The organism is Nonomuraea sp. NPDC002799, assembly GCF_053592075.1.
Map to the genome: position 1 here is coordinate 179,217 of NZ_JBSFVA010000018.1, position 21,025 is coordinate 200,241.

At 71.0% G+C, this 21,025-nt stretch carries 20 protein-coding genes; 10 read left to right on the plus strand and 10 right to left on the minus strand.

The window, feature by feature from the left end:
- From ACWD0F_RS29920 to ACWD0F_RS29930, 3 genes are read left to right on the plus strand one after another with little or no spacing between them, the layout of a single operon-like run.
- The gene (locus ACWD0F_RS29920) at positions 1-741 is read left to right on the plus strand and encodes an MBL fold metallo-hydrolase (protein WP_449881095.1); all 741 of its coding nucleotides are present in this window, start codon (positions 1-3) and stop codon (positions 739-741) included.
- Positions 742-777: 36 nt separating this feature from the next.
- Positions 778-1,641: a hypothetical protein gene (locus tag ACWD0F_RS29925; RefSeq protein WP_449881096.1), complete on the plus strand. Its 864-nt coding sequence runs from the start codon at positions 778-780 to the stop codon at positions 1,639-1,641.
- A 7-nt stretch (positions 1,642-1,648) separates the two neighbouring features.
- Positions 1,649-2,131, plus strand: coding sequence for an NUDIX domain-containing protein (locus ACWD0F_RS29930; protein WP_449881098.1), 483 nt, complete (start codon positions 1,649-1,651; stop codon positions 2,129-2,131).
- Here the strand turns inward: ACWD0F_RS29930 and ACWD0F_RS29935 are convergent.
- Positions 2,090-3,991 (minus strand): sensor histidine kinase, encoded by a 1,902-nt coding sequence (locus ACWD0F_RS29935; protein ID WP_449881100.1) that lies wholly within the window; start codon positions 3,989-3,991, stop codon positions 2,090-2,092. The genes ACWD0F_RS29930 and ACWD0F_RS29935 overlap by 42 nt on opposite strands.
- Positions 3,992-4,053: 62 nt before the next feature.
- Here ACWD0F_RS29935 and ACWD0F_RS29940 point away from each other — a divergent pair, with 62 nt between their 5' ends.
- Entirely contained in the window at positions 4,054-4,482 is a 429-nt protein-coding gene (locus ACWD0F_RS29940; protein ID WP_449881102.1) for a hypothetical protein, read from the plus strand.
- A 1-nt stretch (position 4,483) separates the two neighbouring features.
- On the opposite strand, the gene ACWD0F_RS29945 is transcribed toward ACWD0F_RS29940, so the two are convergent.
- Positions 4,484-4,960: a hypothetical protein gene (locus ACWD0F_RS29945; protein WP_449881104.1), complete on the minus strand. Its 477-nt coding sequence runs from the start codon at positions 4,958-4,960 to the stop codon at positions 4,484-4,486.
- On the opposite strand from ACWD0F_RS29945, the gene ACWD0F_RS29950 reads away from it, so the two are divergent.
- Positions 4,959-5,486: a DUF6886 family protein gene (locus tag ACWD0F_RS29950; RefSeq protein WP_449881106.1), complete on the plus strand. Its 528-nt coding sequence runs from the start codon at positions 4,959-4,961 to the stop codon at positions 5,484-5,486. The genes ACWD0F_RS29945 and ACWD0F_RS29950 overlap by 2 nt on opposite strands.
- 66 nt (positions 5,487-5,552) lie before the next feature.
- Here the strand turns inward: ACWD0F_RS29950 and ACWD0F_RS29955 are convergent, their stop codons facing one another.
- The 7 genes from ACWD0F_RS29955 to xylA all read right to left on the minus strand — a co-directional run bounded on the left by ACWD0F_RS29955 (position 5,553) and on the right by xylA (position 13,779).
- Positions 5,553-6,515 (minus strand): ketopantoate reductase family protein, encoded by a 963-nt coding sequence (locus ACWD0F_RS29955; RefSeq protein ID WP_449881108.1) that lies wholly within the window; start codon positions 6,513-6,515, stop codon positions 5,553-5,555.
- A 19-nt stretch (positions 6,516-6,534) separates the two neighbouring features.
- The gene (locus ACWD0F_RS29960; protein ID WP_449881109.1) at positions 6,535-7,263 is read right to left on the minus strand and encodes a glycosyltransferase family 2 protein; all 729 of its coding nucleotides are present in this window, start codon (positions 7,261-7,263) and stop codon (positions 6,535-6,537) included.
- 372 nt (positions 7,264-7,635) lie between these two features.
- On the minus strand, positions 7,636-9,237 hold the full coding sequence (gene lysS, locus ACWD0F_RS29965; protein WP_449881111.1) for a lysine--tRNA ligase: 1,602 nt from the start codon (positions 9,235-9,237) through the stop codon (positions 7,636-7,638).
- A gap of 51 nt (positions 9,238-9,288) precedes the next feature.
- Positions 9,289-10,626, minus strand: coding sequence for a S8 family serine peptidase (locus ACWD0F_RS29970; protein WP_449881113.1), 1,338 nt, complete (start codon positions 10,624-10,626; stop codon positions 9,289-9,291).
- A 161-nt stretch (positions 10,627-10,787) separates the two neighbouring features.
- Positions 10,788-11,891, minus strand: coding sequence for a Gfo/Idh/MocA family protein (locus tag ACWD0F_RS29975; RefSeq protein WP_449881115.1), 1,104 nt, complete (start codon positions 11,889-11,891; stop codon positions 10,788-10,790).
- Positions 11,888-12,631 (minus strand): sugar phosphate isomerase/epimerase family protein, encoded by a 744-nt coding sequence (locus ACWD0F_RS29980; RefSeq protein ID WP_449881117.1) that lies wholly within the window; start codon positions 12,629-12,631, stop codon positions 11,888-11,890. The genes ACWD0F_RS29975 and ACWD0F_RS29980 overlap by 4 nt, the downstream gene beginning before the upstream one ends.
- Complete coding sequence (xylA, locus tag ACWD0F_RS29985; protein WP_449881119.1) at positions 12,628-13,779, minus strand: xylose isomerase; 1,152 nt, start codon at positions 13,777-13,779, stop codon at positions 12,628-12,630. Before xylA ends, ACWD0F_RS29980 begins: the two co-directional genes overlap by 4 nt.
- Before the next feature lie 90 nt (positions 13,780-13,869).
- Here xylA and ACWD0F_RS29990 point away from each other — a divergent pair, with 90 nt between their 5' ends.
- The 5 genes from ACWD0F_RS29990 (at position 13,870) to ACWD0F_RS30010 (ending at position 19,305) form a co-directional block, all read left to right on the plus strand.
- Positions 13,870-14,982, plus strand: coding sequence for an ROK family protein (locus tag ACWD0F_RS29990; RefSeq protein WP_449881121.1), 1,113 nt, complete (start codon positions 13,870-13,872; stop codon positions 14,980-14,982).
- 40 nt (positions 14,983-15,022) lie between these two features.
- Positions 15,023-15,472, plus strand: a complete 450-nt coding sequence (locus tag ACWD0F_RS29995) for a GNAT family N-acetyltransferase (protein WP_449881123.1) — start codon at positions 15,023-15,025, stop codon at positions 15,470-15,472.
- 34 nt (positions 15,473-15,506) lie between these two features.
- Positions 15,507-18,185, plus strand: coding sequence for an MGH1-like glycoside hydrolase domain-containing protein (locus tag ACWD0F_RS30000; protein ID WP_449881125.1), 2,679 nt, complete (start codon positions 15,507-15,509; stop codon positions 18,183-18,185).
- Positions 18,186-18,270: 85 nt separating this feature from the next.
- A complete protein-coding gene (locus tag ACWD0F_RS30005) occupies positions 18,271-18,744 on the plus strand; it encodes a VOC family protein (protein WP_449881127.1) in 474 nt (157 codons plus the stop codon).
- Between the two features lie 315 nt (positions 18,745-19,059).
- On the plus strand, positions 19,060-19,305 hold the full coding sequence (locus ACWD0F_RS30010) for a hypothetical protein (RefSeq protein ID WP_449881129.1): 246 nt from the start codon (positions 19,060-19,062) through the stop codon (positions 19,303-19,305).
- Between the two features lies 1 nt (position 19,306).
- Here the strand turns inward: ACWD0F_RS30010 and ACWD0F_RS30015 are convergent, their stop codons facing one another.
- Positions 19,307-20,986 carry a PQQ-dependent sugar dehydrogenase gene (locus tag ACWD0F_RS30015; protein ID WP_449881131.1) on the minus strand — a complete coding sequence of 560 codons (1,680 nt, stop codon included), beginning with the start codon at positions 20,984-20,986 and terminating at the stop codon, positions 19,307-19,309.
- Positions 20,987-21,025 lie beyond the last annotated feature (39 nt).

Consider the following 21,025-nt stretch of genomic DNA (forward strand, 5'->3'; position numbering starts at 1 on the left):
GTGCCGCACCAACCGATGAACGTGTCCGGCGTCGAGGTGACACCACTCTGCGACGCCGTGGGCCCCATGGGGGCGGCCATCCGCCGCCCGCTCGCCGAGATGTTCCCCGGTTCCGGGCTCCAGGACGAGCCGTGGGTCCTGCACTTCCACTGCTACCTGCTCCGTGACGCGGCCGGGCGGCTGACCCTCGTCGACACCGGCATCGGCGGCACGGACTCGCCGGCGTCCACGTGGGCGCCAGTCCCCGGCACGCTGGCCGGCGAGCTGGCCGCAGCGGGCGTCACGCCCGCCGACATCGGCACCGTCGTCCTCACCCACCTGCACAGCGACCACGCCGGCGGCGTGGTGGCCGGCGGCGCGCCCGCGTTCGAGAACGCGCGTTACGTGCTCCAGCGGGCCGAGCTGGACGCCGCGCAGGGCCCGGCGCTCGACAGCCTCGTGACCCCGATCAAGGGGCAGTTGCAGGTCGTCGAGGGCCACGCGGAGGTCTCACCGGGCGTTCACGTGCACTTCGCGCCCGGCCACACCCCCGGGCACCAGATCGTCCGGGTCGGTGAGGTGGCCATGACCGGCGACCTCGTGCTCCACCCCGTCCAGCTCGACGATCCCAGCGTGCGCTACCTCTACGACGACGACCAGGAGACGGCCGCGCGCACCAGGGCCGAGGTGCTCGCCGGTCTGCGGGCCGAGGGGGCCGTTCTCTCCACGGCTCACTTCAGCGAGCCGTTTCTGCGTCTTTGATCAGCGGCGGCCGCGAATCGGGCACCATGGTCTGTCATGAAGATCCATGTTGTCGCCGGCGTCGCGCTCGGCGCCGTTCTGCTCGTTCCTTCCACCGCGACCGCCGCCGCCGCTCCTAAGTTGTCCGGCGCCGGCGTCTATGCCGGCAGCCAGCTCAACCGGTACGAGGGTGGAAAATGGAGCACCCTCGCCAAGATCGGCACCATGCAGCAGTTCTCCGCCTCCCCGGACGGCAAGAAGGCCGCCTGGGTGACGAGCGGCGGTGCCCTGCGGGTCAGCCAGGCCGGCAAGACCACCACGCTCGTGAGCGGTCTGCAGGGCAGCACGCCCTGCCTCACCCCGGTCTGGTCCGGCGACTCGGCGCAGGTCGCCTACACGGGTCAGGGTGAAACGATCATGGCGGTCAAGGCCGACGGCAGTGGCGCCCCGCGCAAGCTGGGCCGGTCCAAGGGCGTCTGTCACCTGGCCTGGTCGGCCGACGGCCGCTACGTCGCCGGCTACACCGGCGAGGCCGACGCCGTCTACCGGCTCGACGTCAAGTCGGGCAAGTCCGTCAGGGCCAAGGGCGTCAAGCTGGTCACCCACGTGCAGAGCCTGTCGCCCGACGGCCGCAACGCGATCGTGGAGTTCCCGCAGAATTCCGACATGCTGGGAGACGGTGGCTGGCCCAGCGCGTTCAAGCCGGTCGTCGTGGACCTGGTCACCGGCCGGAAGCTCACGCCGACCGTCAAGGGCAAGCTGATCGGCGCGTCCTACCTGGCCGACGGCCGGCTGGTCGTGCGGGTCGCGGGCGCGTCGCACAACACGCTCGTCGTGTTCGACGGCGCGGGCAAGGAGCTCCAGCGGGTCGCCGAGCCCGCCAAGGCGAAGAAGCAGGCGCTGCTGCAGGTTCTGCCATAGTGCCTGTGTGAACGATTTCTGGGCCACGGTCAATCGGGTGATCGCCGGAGCGGCGGCGTACATCACGGATGAGCACGACCGGGTCCTGCTGGTCGATCCCAACTACCGTGAGCACTGGTCGTTCCCCGGCGGCATCATCGACGCGGGCGAGCATCCCGCGCAGGCGTGCGCCCGGGAGGTGGCCGAGGAGGTCGGGCTGGTCGTGGAGGTCGGCAGGCTGCTCGCGGTGAGCTGGGTGGACGGCCGGCCCGACATCCCCCATCCGCTGGTCAACTTCATGTTCGACTGCGGTGAGACATCCTCGGGCACGCCGATCACGCTGCAGACCGAGGAGCTCGACGACTACGGCTTCTTCACCGTCGCGGAGGCGGAGCAACTGCTGGCGGGCTTCGCCCACCAGCGGTTGCTCGCCGCCGCGGCCGCCCGCGCCTCCGGCGGCATGGCCTACCTACCGCCCGCTGAGCACGGGCTGGTCGGCCAGGAGGACTGAGGGCAGGGCCACCATCGCGGTCAGCCCGCCGTACGGCGACGGGGTGAGGGTCACCTTGACGCCGTGCCGGGCCGCCAGCCTGCCGACCACGAAGAGGCCGAGCCGGTCGCTCTGCGCCAGATCGAACTCCGGCATCTTGGCCAGCCGCTCGTTGAGCTCGTCGAGCTCGGCGCGGGGCAGGCCGAGCCCGCGGTCCTCGACCTCCACCATGAGGCCGTGCGGGGTGAGGGCGCTGCGCACGTCCACCTTGGTCTGGGGCGGTGAGAAGAGGGTGGCGTTCTCGACCAGCTCGGCCACCAGGTGGGCCACGTCGGTGACCACCGCGCCCAGCAGCGCGACCGGCGGCGGCTGGAGCACCTCCACCCGCTCGTACTCCTCGACCTCCGCGACGGCCGCACGCAGCACGTCGAGGATCCGCACCGGGTTGCGCCAGCCACGGCCGGGCGCGTGGTCCGACAGGATGATGAGGCTCTCGGCGTGCCGCCGCATGCGGGTGGTCAGGTGGTCGAGCTTGAACAGGTCGGCCAGCGTCTCAGGCTGCTCCGTGGCCCGCTCCATGCCGTCGAGCTGGAGGAGCTGCCGGTGCAGCAGCGACTGGTTGCGGCGGGCCAGGTTGACGAAGACCTGGCTGACGCCGTGGCGCAGCCTGGCCTGGCTCACCGCGGCCTCGACCGCCGTGGACTGCACGTTGTTGAACGCCTCGACGATGTCGTCCACCTCGGAGGTGTACGTCTTGACCACCAGCGGCGCGACCTCGGCCGGCGTCGGCGGCTCGACGTTGGTGCGCAGCCGCTTGACCAGCCCCGGCATCCGGATCTCCGCCAGCTCCGTGGCGACGTCGCGGAGGCCGGCCAGCTCGCGCACCAGGCGTCCCCGGAAGCGGAGCGACAGGACGATCGAGGCGATGACGGCGAGCAGGCCCACGCCGCCCGCCACGCCGATCTTGACCAGCATGCCGATGGCCGTGGGCATGACCTTGGTCGAGATGCCCTGCACGGCCAGGGCCTGGTTGCGCTCGACCGCCGCCCACAGGTTCTGGCCGTCGATGGGCCAGGTGGCCGCGGCGGCGGGCAGGCCGGTCGTGGCCGCCTGGCCCTTGATGGCGTCCTCGGCCTTCAGGAACTCCTCGTAGGCCGGCGCGTTGGTCAGCAACGCGTACGGGCGGCGCAGGTCGCCCTCCAGGTGCGAGAGCGCCTGGGAGTAGAGCAGCCGCCTGGTGGCGACCATCCCGGTGAACTTCTCCCGCTCCCTGGCCTCCACCCGGCCCTTGGCGAGCACCACGGCGATCACCGCCCGCTCCCTGGACAGCACGTCCTTGGCCTCGCCCAGCATGGTGACCGCGCGGGCCTGCTGGTAGAGGGTCATGTCGGGCACCAGGATCATGGCGTCGTACATCCGGAAGGAGGCGTCCACGATCTGGCTGTAGCCGTCGATCACGTCGAGCGGCGCGACCAGCGTGCCGTCCACCTCGCGGCGCACGTCCGTGAGCTGGTCGATCTTGCCGTTGACCGCGAGGAGCTGCGTGGTCATCTCGGGCGTCAGGTCACGCAGACGCTTGGTCAGCTCGCGGAAGGTCTTCACGGCGCGGTCGGTCTCGCCGCGTTGTCTGGCGAGCTTGTCGACGCCCCGGCCGGTGACCAGGAACTCCACCGAGGCCAGCCGCTCGCTCTGGAGCTCGATGTTGACCTGTTCCGAAGGCGTGGCCAAGTTGGTGGCCAGCTCGTTGATCTGCAGCAGGCGCAGACCGTCGCCGCCGGTGAGGCCTGCCGCGAACGCCCACAGCCCCACGAGGGACAGGAGCGGGACGAGCAGGAGGATGAGCAGTTTCAGCGCGATGGGACGGCCACGCGTGGGGGGCATGCGACCTCCGGGTGCATGATGAGATCGCCTCGCAGAGTACACCCCCCTTTGAAAGGATTTCTGTGCGTCTTCCGCGTTCTTTCTCCGGCTGGACCATCGCGGTCTTCGGCTTCCTCGCTTTCGTGCTCGGCCTGCTCGGGTTGATCTCGCCCGGAACCCTGCTGGCCATGCTCGGTTTCGAGGTGCTCGACACGCGGCCCGCCGGTGACTACACGCTGGTCTATATGGCCGCCTCGTCGATGGCGGCAGTGAACATGGGCGTCTACTACCTGTTCGCCGCGTCGGCGAACTACACCCCGTTCTTCCGGTGGACCGTCCCGTTCAGGCTCGTGACGTTCGTCGTCTTCAGCACGCTCGTACTGACCGGGGCGGCGCCCGGCAAGTTCTTCGGCGTCGGCCTCTGGGAGGGGGTCGGCGCACTGATCACCGGCTTCGCGCTCTGGCGGGAGGGCAACCTGCTGCCCTCCCGCCAGAGCGTGCAGACCGCCTGATTCACGGCCTGGTGTCCTCGCTGCCACGGGCAACGAGGCGGTCGCCAGGCTCCTTGACCGGCTCGGGCGCCGGCTCGGGTGTCGGCTCGTGCGCCTTCTCGCGTTCGAGCTTCCGCTGCAGATCGCGCTTCTCGTCCTCCAGCCGGGCCACCCGGCTGGAGGCCTCGGCCCGCGCGCTGCGCTGCTTACGGCGGCGCAGCGCGCCCCGGCGCGAGCCCGCCTTGATCATCCAGATGCCCAGCAGCAGGACGGCCGCCGCCGCCGCGCCCGCGAGGAACATCTGCACGTGGTTCAGTTCGAAGGTGTATCCGAACAGGATGTACCTGGCACTTTCCTCGGTGGCGACCAAAGCTACCGCGCCGCCGGCGAGCAGGACCAGAACCAGCCCTAACAAGATCATCCAACTCACCCCTTGTCGTCGAAGAGCGCGTTTCCCCTGCCCGGCGATCGGCTGGATATGCGCGATGATGGCGTTCATGAGACCCGAGCCCGGTGAGGTGCTGCACTTCTCGGAGGATCCGACCATCGAGCGGTTCGTGCCGCACGTCGCGGTGACGACCGCCCTGTCCGATCCGTACGTGTGGGCGGTCGGTCACGACCGCTGCCCCGACTACTGGTTTCCGCGCGCCTGCCCGCGGGCGATGGCATGGGTCGGTCCGCGCACCACCGAGGCGGACACCGTGCGCATCATCGGCGCGGGCTGCGGCGATCGGGTGCACGCCATCGAGTACGGCTGGCTGAAGGCCCTCATGGACGTGCGGCTGTACGCCTACCGGTTGCCCGCCGCCGACTTCGTGCCCATCGGCGACCCGCCGCACGCCGTGGTCGCCAGGGTCGCCGTGTTGCCGCTGGGCCCGCCCGAGCCGGTCGGCGACCTGTTCGAGCTGCACGAGGAGGCGGGGATCCAGCTCCGGGTGCTGGACAACCTGTGGCCGTTCTGGAACGAGGTGACGGGGAGCTCGCTGGAGTTCAGCGGGATCAGGTTGCGCAACGCGCGTCGATGAGCAGGGTCAGGCCTTGGCGCGGATGAGCGAGGTCGCGCCGCGTGGAGCGCGCGTCGATGAGTGAGGTCAGGCCGTGGCGCGCTCGTCGATGAGGGCGAGCAGCCGCTCCACCGGCATCGCGCCGGGCTGCTGCTTCTCGCGGGCGGCCTGGCCGGCCTCGCGCCGCAGCACCTCGTTGACGGGGGTGGGCACGCCGTGCAGGCGGCCGAGCAGCACGATCTCGCCGTTGAGGTAGTCGGCCTCGATGGAGCCGCTGCCCCTGGCCAGGCTCTGCCACGACGAGCCGCCGCCGCGCGCGACGCCCTCGATGGGCCGTACGTCCACCTGGTGGCCGCGCACCTCGGCCTCGTCCTCGTCGGTGGAGTAGGCGATGCCGGCCGCGTCGAGCACGGTCCTGGCCTCGGCTCTGGCCCGCGCGGCCACGTCGGACAGGCCGGGGACGTGCCCGATGAGCGCCTCGACGGCGTTGGCCAGGTTGCCGAGCAGTTTGCCGTACTTCCAGCGCATCACGTCGGAGGAGGCGCGTCCCACGAGGCCGCGCTTGCCGAGGTCGTCGGCGATCTGCTGGGCGACGTCGTCCACACCCTGTGGATAACGTCCGACGTGCAGCATGCCGGAGTAGGGATGGCCGGCCGCCGCCACGACGCCGGGCTCCAGGAGCTGGGCGGGCAGCCACACGCACATGCCGTAGACGTGCTCGAACCGCCGCAGGACCATGCGCTCGTTGGCCACGCCGTTCTGGGCGCACACCACGGGCAGGGAGGCCGGCCAGGGGGCCAGCGCGGCGATCGTGTCCTGTGACTTGGTGGCCAGGATGAGCACGTCGTCGCCGCGGGTGGGCACGGGGCCGTCCGCGGCGGGGATGGGCAGGGTCTCGGTCGAGTCAGGGGTGATCAGACGCAGGCCGTCGCGCTTCAGCGCCTCGTAGTGGGCTCCGCGTGCGATGAGGACGACATCGTGCCCGCCTTGAAACAGGCGGGCGCCGATGGTGCCGCCGACTGCCCCTGCCCCGATCACTATGTAACGCATTGTCCGAGGATGTCACCCTCTATTTGGCCAGCGCCACTTGGGTCTGGCCTGCCATGGCCGTGCCCCGCGTACGCTCCCGCAGGATCGTCTTGAGGACGCGCCAGCCGTCGCGCACGGCGTGCAGGTTGCTCGCACCGTAGATGCGCGAACGCTCGTGGCTGGGGACCTCCCGGATGACGAGACCGGCCTGGGCGGCGCGGACGTTCATCAGGGTCTCGATCTCGAAACCGTCGCAGTCGAGGTCGAGGGCGTCGAGGTGGTGGGCCCAGAAGGCGTTGTAGCCGTAGCAGAGGTCGGTGAACCGGGTGCCGTAGATGAGGTTGGTCAGCCCGGTGAGGACCTTGTTGCCGAGCGAGCGCACGGGGCTGAGGTCGTCGGAGCCGCCGCCGGGGGCGTACCTGGAGCCCTTGGCGAAGTCGGCGCCGTTGACGAGCGTGGTGACGAAGGAGGCGATCTCCCTGCCGTCGGTGGAGCCGTCGGCGTCGATCATCACGATGATGTCGCCCCGGGCGGCCGCGAAGCCCTCGATGAGGGCGTTGCCCTTGCCGCGCCGGCTCTGCACGACGACCCGGAGGTCGGGACGCAGCCTGCGCGCAACGGCGATGGTGTCGTCGATGGAGTTGCCGTCGACCAGGACCACCTCGTCGATCCAGTCGGGCAGCGTGGCGAAGACGTGGGGAAGATTCTCGGCCTCGTTCATCGCGGGAACGATGACACTGACGCTGGCGGCGAAGAGCTGCTTGTTCATGGCATCAAGATGCCTCGCCCTACATGCAACCCACTTGAAGCTGCCTTGCATAGATCGATTTTATGGCGGACCTGTCGGGATCAGGGCTTCTTGGGCCCGCCAAATGATCTCTTCGCCGGTTTCTCCGGAGGTGTGGAGCCGGCGGCCGAGGCGCGGGGCCTCACCGCATCTAGCTGGGCAATCGTCCATTCGATCTTGGCGTGGCCGTGCTCGCGGCGGCCGGATTGGGGCGAGCACGATCACGCGAAGAGGACGAGCGCATATCAATTGTGTAAACCGTTCCAAACCCTTCCCAATAATGACGTCATGCACTATTGCTGTGAATCCGGCTTCGAAATACAAGCCCGCTGTGTTCACAGCAATTCGGTACGTTCAGGCCCCGATGAGCTTGCGGACCCGGTCGGCGCCCACCGCCAGCAGCAGCGTGGGCAGCCGCGGCCCGGTGTCGCGGCCGACGAGCAGGGTGTAGAGCAGCGCGAAGAAGGCCCGCTGCGCCGCCTTCAGCTCGGGCGTCGCCGCGGCGTCGGCCGCCAGCCCGGCCTGGAGCTTCGGCACGCCGTAGACGAGCGTGGTGAGGCCGTCGAGCGACCAGTCGTCCAGGCCGTCGGCCAGCAGCCGCAACGACTCGCGCTCGCCGCCCCCGAGCGAGTCGAGCAGCTCCTGGTCCGGCGCCTCGCGCACGCGGGTGCGCTGGTCGGCGGGCACGTGGTCGTCGACCCAGCGCTGCGCCCGGTCCAGGCGGGGGCGGGCCTCGTCGAGGGCCTCGACGCCGTCGAGGTCGCGCAGGATGCGCAGGGTCTGGTCGGGGTGCCCGGTCGTGATGTCCACGATGGAGGCCAGCGTCCGGTAGGGGAGCGGGCGCGGGGTGGCAGGCAGCGGGCCCGCGTCCGTGCTCACCGCGCGGTGGTGGGCGGCCAGCTCGGCGGGCTGGGCCTGGCCGGCGGCGACCTTGCGGCCCAGGGCGTCCCACTCGTCGTAGAGCCGCTGGATCTCCTGGTCGAAGGCGACCTTGAAGGACTGGGCGGGCTTGCGGCGGGCGTAGAGCCAGCGCAGCACCGGCGCCTCCATGATCTGCAGCGCGTCGGCCGGCGTCGGCACGTCGCCCTTGGAGCTGCTCATCTTGGCCATGCCGGTGATGCCGACGAAGGCGTACATCGGGCCGATGGGCCGCGTGCCGCCGAACACCGCGCCCACGAGCTCCCCGCCGACGATCCACGCCGAGCCGGGAGAATGGTGGTCGACCCCTGACGGCTCGAACACCACCCCCTCGTACGCCCAGCGCATCGGCCAGTCGACCTTCCACACGAGCTTGCCGCGGTCGTGCTCGGCCAGCCGCACGGTCTCGCCGAACCCGCACTCGCAGGTGTAGGCCAGCTCGGTCGTCTCCTCGTCGTACGCGGTGACCGTCGTCAGGTCACGCTCGCACAGGTCGCAGTAGGGCTTGTACGGAAAGTACGTCTCCACCTGCTTGGTCCGGTAACGCGCGAGCACGCCGTCGATCGCCGCCCGCTCGCGCACGGCCAGCAGGATCTGCTCCCGGTAGGCCCCCGACGTGTACTGCTCGGTCTGGCTGATGCCGCGGTAGTCGACGCCCAGCGCCGCCAGGGCCTCGGTCATCGGCGCCTTGAAGTGCTCGGCCCAGTTGGCGTGCGGGCTCCCGGGCGGAGCGGGCACCGAGGTGAGCGGCTTGCCGATGTGCTCGGCCCAGCCGGGGTCGATGCCCGCCGGAACCCTGCGGAAGCGGTCGTAGTCGTCCCAGGACAGCAGGTGCACGCACTCCAGCCCGCGCCGCCGGATCTCGTCGGCGACCAGGTGGGGCGTCATGACCTCGCGCAGGTTGCCCAGGTGGATGGGGCCCGACGGGCTCAGCCCGGAGGCGCAGACGATGGGTTTGCCGGGAGCGCGTCTCTCCGCCTCGGAGATCACCTCGTCCGCGAACCTAGAGACCCAGTCGGTCTCGGCACTTTCAGCCATCGCGCCATTCTTGCGGGTCCGCCCGGCTCAAGCCAACGCGTTGCCCCGGGCTCAGGCCGCGCGCGGGCTGTTCTGCCTGCCGAGGGCGGCCAGGACGCCGGCCGGGTCGATGACGCCATAGCCGTAGTCGTGGTCGAAGCCCACCGTGCTGCGGTCGTCGGCGGTGCGGTGCAGCAGCGTGCGGAGCTGGTCGGGGGAGAGCCGGGTGGCGGCCCGGTGGGTGCGCAGCGCGGCGACCACGCCGGCGGCCGCGGGGCAGGCGGCGGAGGTGCCGGTGTCGGCGGCGCCGACGGCCTGCGAGCCGGCGAAGTGCGTGTAGGCGGCGATGTCGGGCTTGCGGTCGGAGAGCCGGCCGGGGCCCTGCGAGGAGTAGCCGACCCGCCGCCTGCGGGTGTCGACGCCGGCGACGGACAGGACGCCGGGGTGGCTGTTGGCGCCGATGATCGGGCGGTCGGCGTAGCCGCACCTGCGGTCGGGGCACTCGCGGCCGCAGTTGCCCGCCGCGAACAGGATGTCGGCGCCCGCGTCCTCCAGGCTCCCGACGATCACGTTGAACGGGTGCGCGGGATTGTCGGAGTAGTTGCCCGGATGCCCGGGCGGGAAGTCGCCGGCGGGCGAGAACGTGCCCCAGCTGTTGCTGACCACCAGGGACCTCGACGCCTCCGGCATGGCGTCGATGACGCCGCGCAGGTGGGCGTAGGCCGCGATCGCGTCGGACAGGAACCCACCGAGCCCGGAGCCCTGGCTCTGCAGCAGGGCGATGTCGAGCAGGGTCGCCTTGGGGGCGGCGAGCAAGGCGTCGAAGGCGCACATGGAGCCGTGGTCGACCTCGTAGGCCCCTGGCGTCTTGGCCACGCCGGGCGGGCTCCAGCTCCGCTCCGCGTCGATGATGACGTCCTCGCCGAGCCGCGCGCCGACGTGCTCGGCGTTGATGCCGGTGTCGACGATGGCGAGGGCCACGCCGGAGCCGTCGTGGCCCTTCGCCCACAGGTCGGAGACGTGCAGGAGCCGCCGGACGTCGCGCCAGTCGCCGACGGGCCGGTCGCCGCCGCAGGTGATGACCGGCTCGACGGCCGGGTCGGCGAACACACCGGTCACCTCGCGGACCGCCGACTGCAGCAACGAGGCCCTGGTCGCCACCTCGGCGTCGGGAATCTCGCCGCGCACCAGCACGGAGGCGTCCTCGGCGGCGAAGGAGAAGCGCACCCGCTGGTGCGGCGACAGGCCGTGCGGGGAGACGGGACGTGGCACCGGCACGGGGGTGAACACCTGGTCGAGCTGGACCCCTGGCAGGTCGGTGACAACATCGGCGACCGTGGAGGCGACGGTTGGATCGATCACCGAGGCGACGACGCCGGCGGCGGGGCGGAGCTGGATCAGGACACGCATGGGACCACCTTCGGGCTTATGCGTAATCACGCGATTACGTAAAGTAGTCATGCCCCAAGGTCTGTGGAAGATGCCCCTGTGTAAGGCTGATATAACTTAAGGTAATCAATCCTGCTCGAAGAGAAGGGCTGGGCGGCGCTCCCGCCGCCGCAGCCCGGGGGTCAGGACAGGGTCGCGGCGTACGGATCCCAGTCGGCCGGCAGCGGTTCGGGGGCGGTCGTGGTGGAGGCGATGGAGCGGAACTCGGCGCGCTCGCTCGACTCCGCGATGGCGGACATGAGCTCCAGCACGTGGTGGGCCAGATCGCCGGAGGCGCGGTGCGGCGTGCCCGCGCGCAGTGACCTGGCCAGGTCCAGCACGCCGATGCCCCGGCTCGCCGTGGTGGCGGGCACCGGCAGCTCGCGCCAGTCGCTTTCGTACAGGTCACGGACCAGCAGCGGGCCGGCGAAGGTGTTCGGGTCGGGCAGGGACAGGGCGCCCTCGGTGCCGATGATCTCGATGATCCGGCGGCTGACGGAGGAGTCGAAGCTGAACGTGGCGGCCGCCGTGGCCGAGCCGGGGAAGTCCAGCAGGGCGTTGACGTGGGTCGGGACGTCGACCGGGAAGACGGTGCCCGCCTTGGGGCCCGAGCCGACGACCCGCTCGGCGCGCGCCCTGCGCGTGCTCGCCGCCACCCGGCTGACGGGACCGAGCAGGGACACCAGGGCGGTCAGGTAGTAGGGGCCCAGGTCGAAGAGCGGGCCCCCGCCGGGCTGGTAGAAGAACTCGGGATTGGGATGCCAGGACTCGGGGCCGAGGCTCTGCGTAGCCGCCGTGACGGCGACCGGCTCGCCGATGAGGCCGGAGCGCAGGGCGTGCACCGCCGACTGGAGCCCGGGACCGAGGAAGGTGTCGGGGGCGCCGCCGACCCGTAAGCCGAGGCCGGCGGCCTCCGCCATGACCTTGGCGCCCTCGTCGACGTCCATCGCCAGGGGCTTCTCGCCGTACACGTGCTTGCCCGCGCGCAGGCACTCCAGCGCGACCGCCGCGTGCGCGGACGGGACGGTCAGGTTGACCACGATCTCGACCTCGGGCACGGCCAGGACCGTGGCGAGGTCGCCGGACACGGGCACGCCGTGCTCGCGCGCGACCTGGGCGGCCCGGCCGGTGTCGAGGTCCGCCAGGCCGAGCACGCGCACGTCGGGGAAGGCGCCGAGGTTGCGGAGGTACTCCCCGCTGATCACTCCGGCGCCGACCAGGGCGACGCCGACGGGGCCGTTGCTCAAGAGCCCTCCAAGGAGGTGAGGTAGGCGTGGCTGTCCGCGAGCGCGGTGAAGACGTCGGTCGCGCACTCGTCGAGCTCGACGACGCGCCAGGCGCCGGGCGCGGCGGCCAGGATCTCGGGCACGGGCATGACGCCCCGGCCCACCGCGGTGTGCGGCTCGCCCTTGACCACCGGCCCGTCCTTGACGTGCAGCGCCAGCACGCGGTCGCCGAGGCGGCCGAGCAGGCCGGGCACCTCGGCGCCGCCCACCGCCGCCCAGTAGGTGTCGATCTCCAGGAACACCTCAGGGGCGAGCAGGCCGGCCAGCACTTCGAGCGCGTGCCGGCCGTCCACCTGGGGCTCGATCTCCCACCAGTGGTTGTGGTAGCCGATCCGCATCCCGTGCCCGGCGGCCTGCTCGGCCAGGCCGTTCAGCAGGTCGGCGGTGCGCGCGAGGCCGTCGTGGCCGGTGAACTCCTCCTCCGCGATGCCGCCGGGCACGATCACCAGGTCGGTGCCGACCGTGGCGATCGCGTCGAAGACCTCCGCGGGCTCCTGGCTGAGCAGCGCGTACGCGTGCGTGCTCGACACGCTCAGCCCGAGGTCGTCGGCGACCCGCCGGAAGCCCTCGGGATCGGTTGTCGGATCGAAGGGCTCCACGGCGCGGTAGCCGGCCTCCGCGATCATGCGCAGGGTGCCGTCGCGGTCGGCGGCTAAGGACTCCCTGACGGTGTAGAGCTGGACGCTGATGGGTTGGATCATCCACGTACCCCCATGAGGTGTTCAAGGGCGAGCTGGTTGAGCCGGGTGAAGTGGAAGCCGCGCTTGGCCGCCACCTCGGGGTCGAAGTCGTCCTTGGCCAGGTCCCGCCAGGTCTCGCCGGCCGCGAGGGTGGGCTGGGCGAGCTCGTCCACCCGGGAGGCGCGCAGGGCGTCCTGCACCTCGGGGTCGGCCCGGTAGGCGCGCGACTTCTCCTTGAGGATCAGGTAGGTGCGCATGTTGGCCGCGGCCGAGTCCCACACGTCCTGCGCGTCCTCGGTGCGCAGCGGCTTGTAGTCGAAGTGGCGCGGGCCGTCGTAGCCGCCGTTCTCCAGGAGGTCCACCAGGAAGAAGGCGCTCTTGAGGTCGCCGTGGCCGAAGATCAGGTCCTGGTCGTACTTCGGGCCGTGCTGGCCGTTGAGGTCGATGTGGAAGAGCTTGCCGTGCCAGAGGGCCTGGGCGATGCCGTGCACGAAGTTGAGCCCGGCCATCTGCTCGTGGCCGACCTCGGGGTTGAGGCCCACCATCTCAGGGTGCTCCAGCTCGTTGATGAGCGCCAGGGCGTGGCCGATGGTCGGCAGCAGGATGTCGCCGCGGGGCTCGTTCGGCTTGGGCTCGATGGCGAAGCGGATGTCGTAGCCGCGCTCGCGGACGTACGAGCAGAGCAGGTCGAGGCCCTCCTTGTAGCGCTCGAAAGCGGCCTTGACGTCCTTGGCGGCGTCGGATTCCGCGCCCTCGCGCCCGCCCCAGCAGACGTAGGTGGTGGCGCCGAGCGAGGCGGCCAGGTCGATGTTCCTGATCACCTTGCGCAGCGCGTAGCGGCGCACGTCGCGGTCGTTGCTGGTGAAGGCGCCGTCCTTGAACACCGGGTGGGTGAACAGGTTCGTGGTGGCCATCGGCACCTTCATGCCGGTCTCGTCCAGCGCCTTCCTGAACGCGGCGATGGCCTTGTCCCGGTCGGGCTCGACGGCGAGCAGGTCGTCGTCGTGGAAGGTGACGCCGTGCGCGCCCAGCTCGGCCAGGCGGTGCACGCTCTCGACCGGGTCGAGCGCGGGCCGGGAGGCGTCGCCGAACGGGTCGCGGGCCTGCCAGCCCACGGTCCAGAGGCCGAAGGTGAAGCGGTCGTCGGTGGTCGGGGTGAATGAGGTCATCTAGCTGCGCTCCGAGTGTTTAGTCCATAATCTGTACATAATCCTGAGGAGGTGAGCACAGTGTCGTCAAGAGGTGTGCGGCATGATTCCATGCGCGCCCGAAACTTGGCCGTAGTCTTGGGGACACTTCACCGATCAGGACCGCACACCCGCGCGGCGCTCGCTGAGATGACCGGGCTGACCAAGACCACCGTGTCCAGCCTGGTCTCCGACCTGCTGGAGGCGGGGGTGGTGAGCGAGAGCGGGGCGGTGCGGGCCGGCGAGCGCGGGCGGCCCGGCGTGGCGGTGACCCTGAGCGGGCACCGGGTGGCCACGCTCGGCCTGGAGATCAACATCGACTACCTCGCGGCGTGCGTGGTCGACGTCACCAGGACCGTACGGCTGCGCAGGACCCGGCCCGCCGACAACCGCAACTCCCACCCGGCCGGCATCCTGCGGGGGCTGCGCGAGCTGGTCAAGGAGATCACGGAGGAGGCCGAGCAGGCCGGGCTGACCGTCATCGGCGCGGCCCTGGCCGTCCCCGGCACGGTCGAGGGCGGCGTGCTGCGCAGCGCGCCGCACCTGGGCTGGCGGGACGTGCGCGTGGCGGACCTGTTCGACCTGCCCCTGGCGATCGACAACGAGGCGAACCTGGCGGCGCTCGGCGAGTTGTGGTTCGGCTCCCGGGCGACGGACTTCCTGTACGTGTCGGGCGAGATCGGCGTCGGCGCCGGGCTCGTGGTGGACGGGACGCTGTTCAAGGGCACGTTCGGACTGGCGGGCGAGCTCGGCCACGTCGTCGTCGTGCCCGACGGGCCCGCGTGCCGGTGCGGCGGGCGGGGCTGCCTGGAGGTGTACGCGGGACAGGACGCCCTGCTCGGCGGGACGGCCTCGGTGGCGTCGCTGGTGGAGCGGCTGGAGTCGGGTGACCCGCGCGCCCTGGAGGCGTGCGAGCGGGCCGGGCACGCGCTCGGCGTGGCGCTCACCTCGGCCGTCCACCTGCTGGATCCCGGCCGGATCGTGCTCGGCGGGATCTTCGCGCCGCTGTTCGCCTGGCTCGAAGGGCCGGTCGGGGATGGCCTGGCCGCCCGTCTGGGGCTGATGCGCGGCACACCGCCCCCTCTCGTCGTCTCGGGGATCGGCGCGGACGCCGCCGTGCTGGGCGCCGCCGGCCTGATCATCCAGCAGGTCATCGCCGAGCCCGCCCGGGTGCTCGGCCTTTGATGACATGTGCCGCGAGCCGGGCGGCTCGTACCATGCCAGCATGCTGATCGAGGAGCGAGCGGCCACGGACGGGGAGCTCGGCGTGCTGCTCGACGCGGCGTTCGCCGAGCTGGTGGCCCGTTACGGGCTGGAGGGGCGCTCGCAGGTGCGGGCGGAGGCCAGGTTCCTGGTGGCGTCCGTGGACGGCCGCGCCGTCGGGTGCGGAGCCGTGCAGCCTGTGGACGCGGTCACCGGTGAGCTCAAACGGATGTACGTGGTGCCCGGATACCGGGGCAGGGGCATCGCCAGGACACTGCTGTCGGCGCTGGAGGAGCTGGCCGGCAAGCAGGGCTACCTGCGGCTCCGGCTGGCCACCGGGGTGCGGCAGCCCGAGGCCATCGCGCTGTACGAGAAGTACGCGTACACGCTGACCGAGCCGTACGGCACATACGTCGACGCCCCGCTGACCCGCTGTTACGAAAAGGCGCTGCCGGGTGGCGCTCGCGACTGATGACAGCCCCCCGTCGGCGGCGCATGCTGCGCCCATGGATGCAGAACGAGAACGACTACGGCAGTCGCCCGCTCCGGACGCGCCATGGCGCCAGTGGGGGCCCTACCTGAGCGAGCGGCAATGGGGCACGGTCCGCGAGGACTACAGCCTCAACGGCGACGCGTGGAACTACTTCCCGCACGACCACGCCCGTTCCCGGGCCTACCGCTGGGGCGAGGACGGCCTCGGCGGGGTCAGCGACGACAAGCAGCGGTTGTGCCTGTCGCTGGCCCTGTGGAACGGCAAGGACCCGATCCTGAAGGAGCGGCCCTTCGGACTGACCAACGGCGAGGGCAACCACGGCGAGGACCCCAAGGAGTACTACTTCTACCTCGACAACACCCCGACCCACTCCTACATGCGCTACCTGTACAAGTATCCGCAGGCCCCGTTCCCCTACAACGACCTCGTCGCCACCAGCGCGGCCCGCGACCGGCACGCCTTCGAGTACGAGCTGCTGGAGACGGGCGTCTTCGACGGCGACCGCTACTTCGACGTCTTCGCCGAATACGCCAAGGCCGACCCCGGTGACCTGCTCGTCCAGGTCACGGTGGCCAACCGGGGGCCCGAGGCGGCCACCGTCCACGTCCTGCCGACGCTCTGGTTCCGCAACACCTGGTCGTGGGCGCACGGGACGGCCAAGCCGGCGATGCGGGCCGCCGAGCCCGGCGTGATCCGGGCCGAGCATCAGGAGCTGGGGGCGTACCGGCTGTACTGCGCGGCCGACGTGCCGCTGCTGTTCACCGAGAACGAGAGCAACAACGAGCGCCTGTTCGGCGGCGCGAACGCCGGGCCGTACGTCAAGGACGGCATCGGCCGGCACGTCGTCGGCGGCGAGGACGGCGCGGTGAACCCCGGCCGCACCGGCACCAAGGCCGCCGTCCACCACACGCTGACCGTCCCCGCGCACGGGGAGGCGACCGTGCGGGTGCGGCTGAGCGCCGTCGACGATGAGCACGCCGTCCGCGACCCGCTCGGCGCCGGCTTCGACGAGACGCTGCGGACGCGGCGGGCCGAGGCGGACGCCTTCTACGCCGCGCTCACCCCCGCGAACGCGAGCCAGGACGAGACGCTCGTCCTCCGCCAGGCCCTGTCCGGCCTGCTGTGGAGCAAGCAGTACTACTACTTCGACGTCGAGACCTGGCTGGCCGAGCACGGCGCCGACGCGTGGACGCGCACGACCAACCGCAACCACTCCTGGTTCGACCTGCACGCCGACGACGTCCTGCTGATGCCGGACAAGTGGGAGTATCCCTGGTTCGCCGCCTGGGACCTGGCCTTCCACGCCGTCGCGCTCGCCATGGTGGACATCGACCTGGCCAAACACCAGATCGAGGTGCTGCTGTGCGACCGGCACCTGCACGCGAACGGCCAGATCCCGGCCTACGAGTGGGAGTTCAGCGACGTCAACCCGCCCGTGCACGCCTGGGCGGCGCGCTTCATCAACAGCATGGACCGGCGGCTCACCGGCCACAGCGACCTGGACTTCCTGGAGCGGGTCTTCCAGAAGCTGGTGGTCAACTTCACCTGGTGGGTCAACCGCAAGGATCCCGAGGGCCGCAACGTCTTCCAGGGCGGGTTCCTCGGCCTGGACAACATCGGCGTGTTCGACCGCAGCGCGGCGCTCCCGACCGGCGGAACGCTCGACCAGGCCGACGGCACGGCGTGGATGGCGTTCTCCACGCAGACGATGATGCAGATGGCCGCCGAGCTGTCCGACCGGGCGCCGGCGTACGAGGATCTCGCCGTCAGGTTCGCCGAGCACTTCCTGCGCATCTCCGCCTCCATCGACCGGGTCGGCGACGTCAAGGGCGAGATGTGGGACGAGACGGACGGCTTCTTCTACGACGTGCTGCGCTACCCGAGCGGCGACGCCACCCGCCTGAAGGTGCGCTCGATGGTCGGCCTGCTGCCGCTCTGCGCGTCCAGCGTCTTCACGCCCCGGCCAGAAGGGCAGGACGCCCGGCTGCTCAACCGGGTCAGGGCGTTCGCGCGGCGGCATCCGTCGCTGGCCGAGGGCATGTCGGCCGCCGACAGGCCCGGCGTGGCGAACCGGCGGCTGTTGTCCCTGCTCGACGAGCGCAAGCTCAGGCGGGTGCTGGCGCGCATGCTCGACGAGAAGGAGTTCCTGAGCCCGTACGGCATCCGGTCGCTCTCGCGCCACCACGCCGACCATCCGTACGCGTTCTTCGTGGACGGGCGGGAGTACCGCGTGGCGTACCTGCCGGCAGAGTCCGACTCCGGGATGTTCGGCGGCAACTCCAACTGGCGGGGACCGGTCTGGTTCCCGATCAACGCGCTGATCATCCGGGCGCTGCTGCACCTGTACGCCTTCTACGGCGACGACTTCACCGTCGAGTGCCCCACGGGCTCCGGCCGGCGGCTCAATCTCTACGAGGTGAGCGAGGAGATCTCCACCCGGCTCACCAGCATCTTCCTGCGCGGCCAGGACGGGCGGCGACCGGTCTACGGAGGCCAGCGCACCTTCCAGGAGGACCCGCACTGGCGCGACCTCGTCCAGTTCCACGAGTACTTCCACGGCGACGACGGCGCCGGGCTGGGCGCCCCCCACCAGACCGGATGGACCGCCGTCGTGGCCGTCCTCATGATCATGTACGGGCGGCTCTCGGCCGCCGACTTCCTGGAGAGCCGGCAGACGGAGGAACTCGGCTGAGAAATCCGCTGAAGGCTCTGTCGATTCCGCGAGACCTCGTTCGACGCGTTCGTGAAAGCACCGATCAGCACCGAGGAGACGCGTCATGGGACAGAAGATCACCACGTACCTGTGGTTCGACAACCAGGCCGAAGAGGCGGCCGAGTTCTACACCTCGCTCTTCGAGGACTCGCGGATCGTCAGCGTCCAGCGCTACGGCGACGCCGGGCCCGGTCCCGCAGGGACGGCCATGGTGGTCTCGTTCGAGCTGGCCGGGCAGCACTTCCACGCGCTGAACGGCGGCCCGGAGTTCGGGTTCACGGAGGCGATCTCGTTGTACGTGGACTGCGGCTCGCAGAAGGAGGTCGACGAGCTGTGGGCCAGGCTGACCGACGGCGGCGAGGAGTCGCAGTGCGGCTGGCTGAAGGACCGGTACGGCCTGTCCTGGCAGATCATCCCCGGCCGGCTTCAGGAGCTGCTGAGCGACCCCGACCCGGCCAGGGCGCAGCGTGCGATGAAGGCCATGCTGGGCATGCGGAAGATCGAGATCCAGGGCCTGGAGGACGCCGCCGCCGGCTGAGCCGCGCCCTGCTTCGCCCCGGTGTGCCGGTTCACGCCGGGGCAGGGAGTAAATGCGTCGCGACGCCGACATGCGGGTCGAGGGCGTCCCGCTGTCGCGGCTGCTCGACGACTATGAGCAGCAGTGCGCGACCTCCAACGAGATCATCGCCGGCCACTCGCTCGACGACGTGGGCAAGCACCCCGACTTCCGCTCCGCCGCCGCGACCCTGCGCTGGATACGCTTCTGCGATCTTTCCGTGTCGTGCCCCGCTCCGGCGGGCAGGGGATACGGACGGCGTCCGACCCCCGGCGCCGGGGACGACGAAGGAGCACGATGGACACCGATCCGTTCGAACCGCCGGGACTGGGCCTCGCCACGTCGTGGGCGGCGATCCTCGACGACGCCCGCCACCGCGACCGGCCGGTGGAGGTTCACCTGTCCAGTGGCGCCCTATTCGCCGGCCAGATCACCCGCAGGGGCGACTCCCTGGTCACCGTCGAGGCGGCCGGCGAGGGCAAGACGTACGAGCACAACCTGGCGATCGACGCCATCGTGGCGATCAGCGTGGGATCGGACTGACTCAGGCGCACGAGTAGCCGGACGGCAGTTGGGAGTTGCCGCTGGGGCGGGTGGCCTGGAAGCCGAACGTGGTGCTCTGGCCGGGCGCGAGCGAGCCGTTGTGCCCGGCGTTCCTGGCCGTGACCGTCTGGCCGGCGGTGGTCAGCACGGCGTTCCAGGAGCCGGTGACGGCATGCCCGCTGGGCAGCGTGAACGTCACCGTCCACCCGCTGATCGCGGACGTGCCGGTGTTGGTCACGGTGACCGGCTGGACCACGTAGCCGCCGCCCCACTGCGTCTGGGTGACCGGCGTCGCCGTGCATCCGCCGCTGCCGCCGCTGCCCGAGGTGGTGACCGTGACCGTGCCGGACACCGGGGACAGGTTGCCCGCCGCGTCCCGGGCGCGGACCTGGTAGCGGTAGGTGGTGCTCGCTGACAGCCCGGTGTCGGTGAACGAGGTGGTCGCCGAGCTGCCCGCCTGCGTGAAGGCGCCACCGGACGCGCCCGGCGCGCGCAGGACGTCGTAGCCGGTCACGCCCGTGTTGTCGGTCGCGGCGGTCCACGTCAGGGTGGCGCCGGTGGCGGTCGTCGCCGACGCGGTCAGGCCGGCCGGCGCGGTCGGCGGGCTGGTGTCGCCGCCACTCGTGGCCGGCGGGACGCGGACGATGCGGTCGTCCTGGGCGACCGGAGTGCCGCGGCCGTCCCGGTTGCTGGTCGACACCCAGAGCCAGCCGTCCGGGCCCACCGCGACCGCGCGCAGCCGCCCGTACGCGGACTGGAACTCGGCCACCGGGGTGCCCGCCGTGCCGCTGCCGGTCAGGGGCACCGCCCAGAGCCGCTGCCCCCGCAGCCCGGCGGCGAAGAGCGTGTTGTTGGCGTACGCCAGCCCGCTCGGCGACGCCTCGGCGGTCGTCCACGTGACGATCGGGTTGCGGAAGGAGGAGTTGCCGCAGGTGCCCTCGCACGTCGGCCAGCCGTAGTTGGCGCCCGCGACGATCTGGTTGACCTCGTCCCAGGTGTTCTGGCCGAACTCGGTGGCGTACATCCGGCCCTGGGAGTCCCAGGCCAGGCCCTGCACGTTGCGGTGGCCATAGCTCCAGACGCGTGAGCCGGAGAACGGGTTGCCCGACGGGACCCCGCCGGTCGGCGTCATGCGCAGGATCTTTCCGGCGGGGCTGGTGAGGCTCTGGGCGTTGCTGGTGGTGCCGGCGTCGCCGGTGGCGACGTACAACATGCCGTCCGGTCCGAACGCGATGCGGCCGCCGTCGTGGAAGGTGGCGCTCGGGACGCCGGAGAAGAGCACGGTCTGCGTCTGAGGGGCGCTGAGCTGGAGCCTGATCAGGCGGTTGTCTCCGCTGGTGCTGGTGAAGTAGGCGTACACCCAGCCGTCCTGCGCGTACGAGGGCGACACCGCGATGCCGAGCAGGCCGCTCTCGCCCGAGGCGCTCACCCCGTTGACCGTGGCGACCGGCGCGGGTGTCTGACCGGGGCGTACCTGCATGATGCGGCCCGTGTTCCGCTCGGAGACCAGCGCGCTGCCGTCCGGCAGGAACGCCAAGGCCCACGGGACCTGCAGCCCTGTGACCGAGACCTCGGCTCTGGCGAAGTCGAAGCCGCCCACCACCTGGGCGCGCGCCTCGGGAGCGTGGATGACCAGCGCGAGCAGGGCCATGATCAGAATCGGGATGACGCGGGCGCGCATGACGGACTCCCTGCAGCGGATCACCGTGCGGATGCCAGC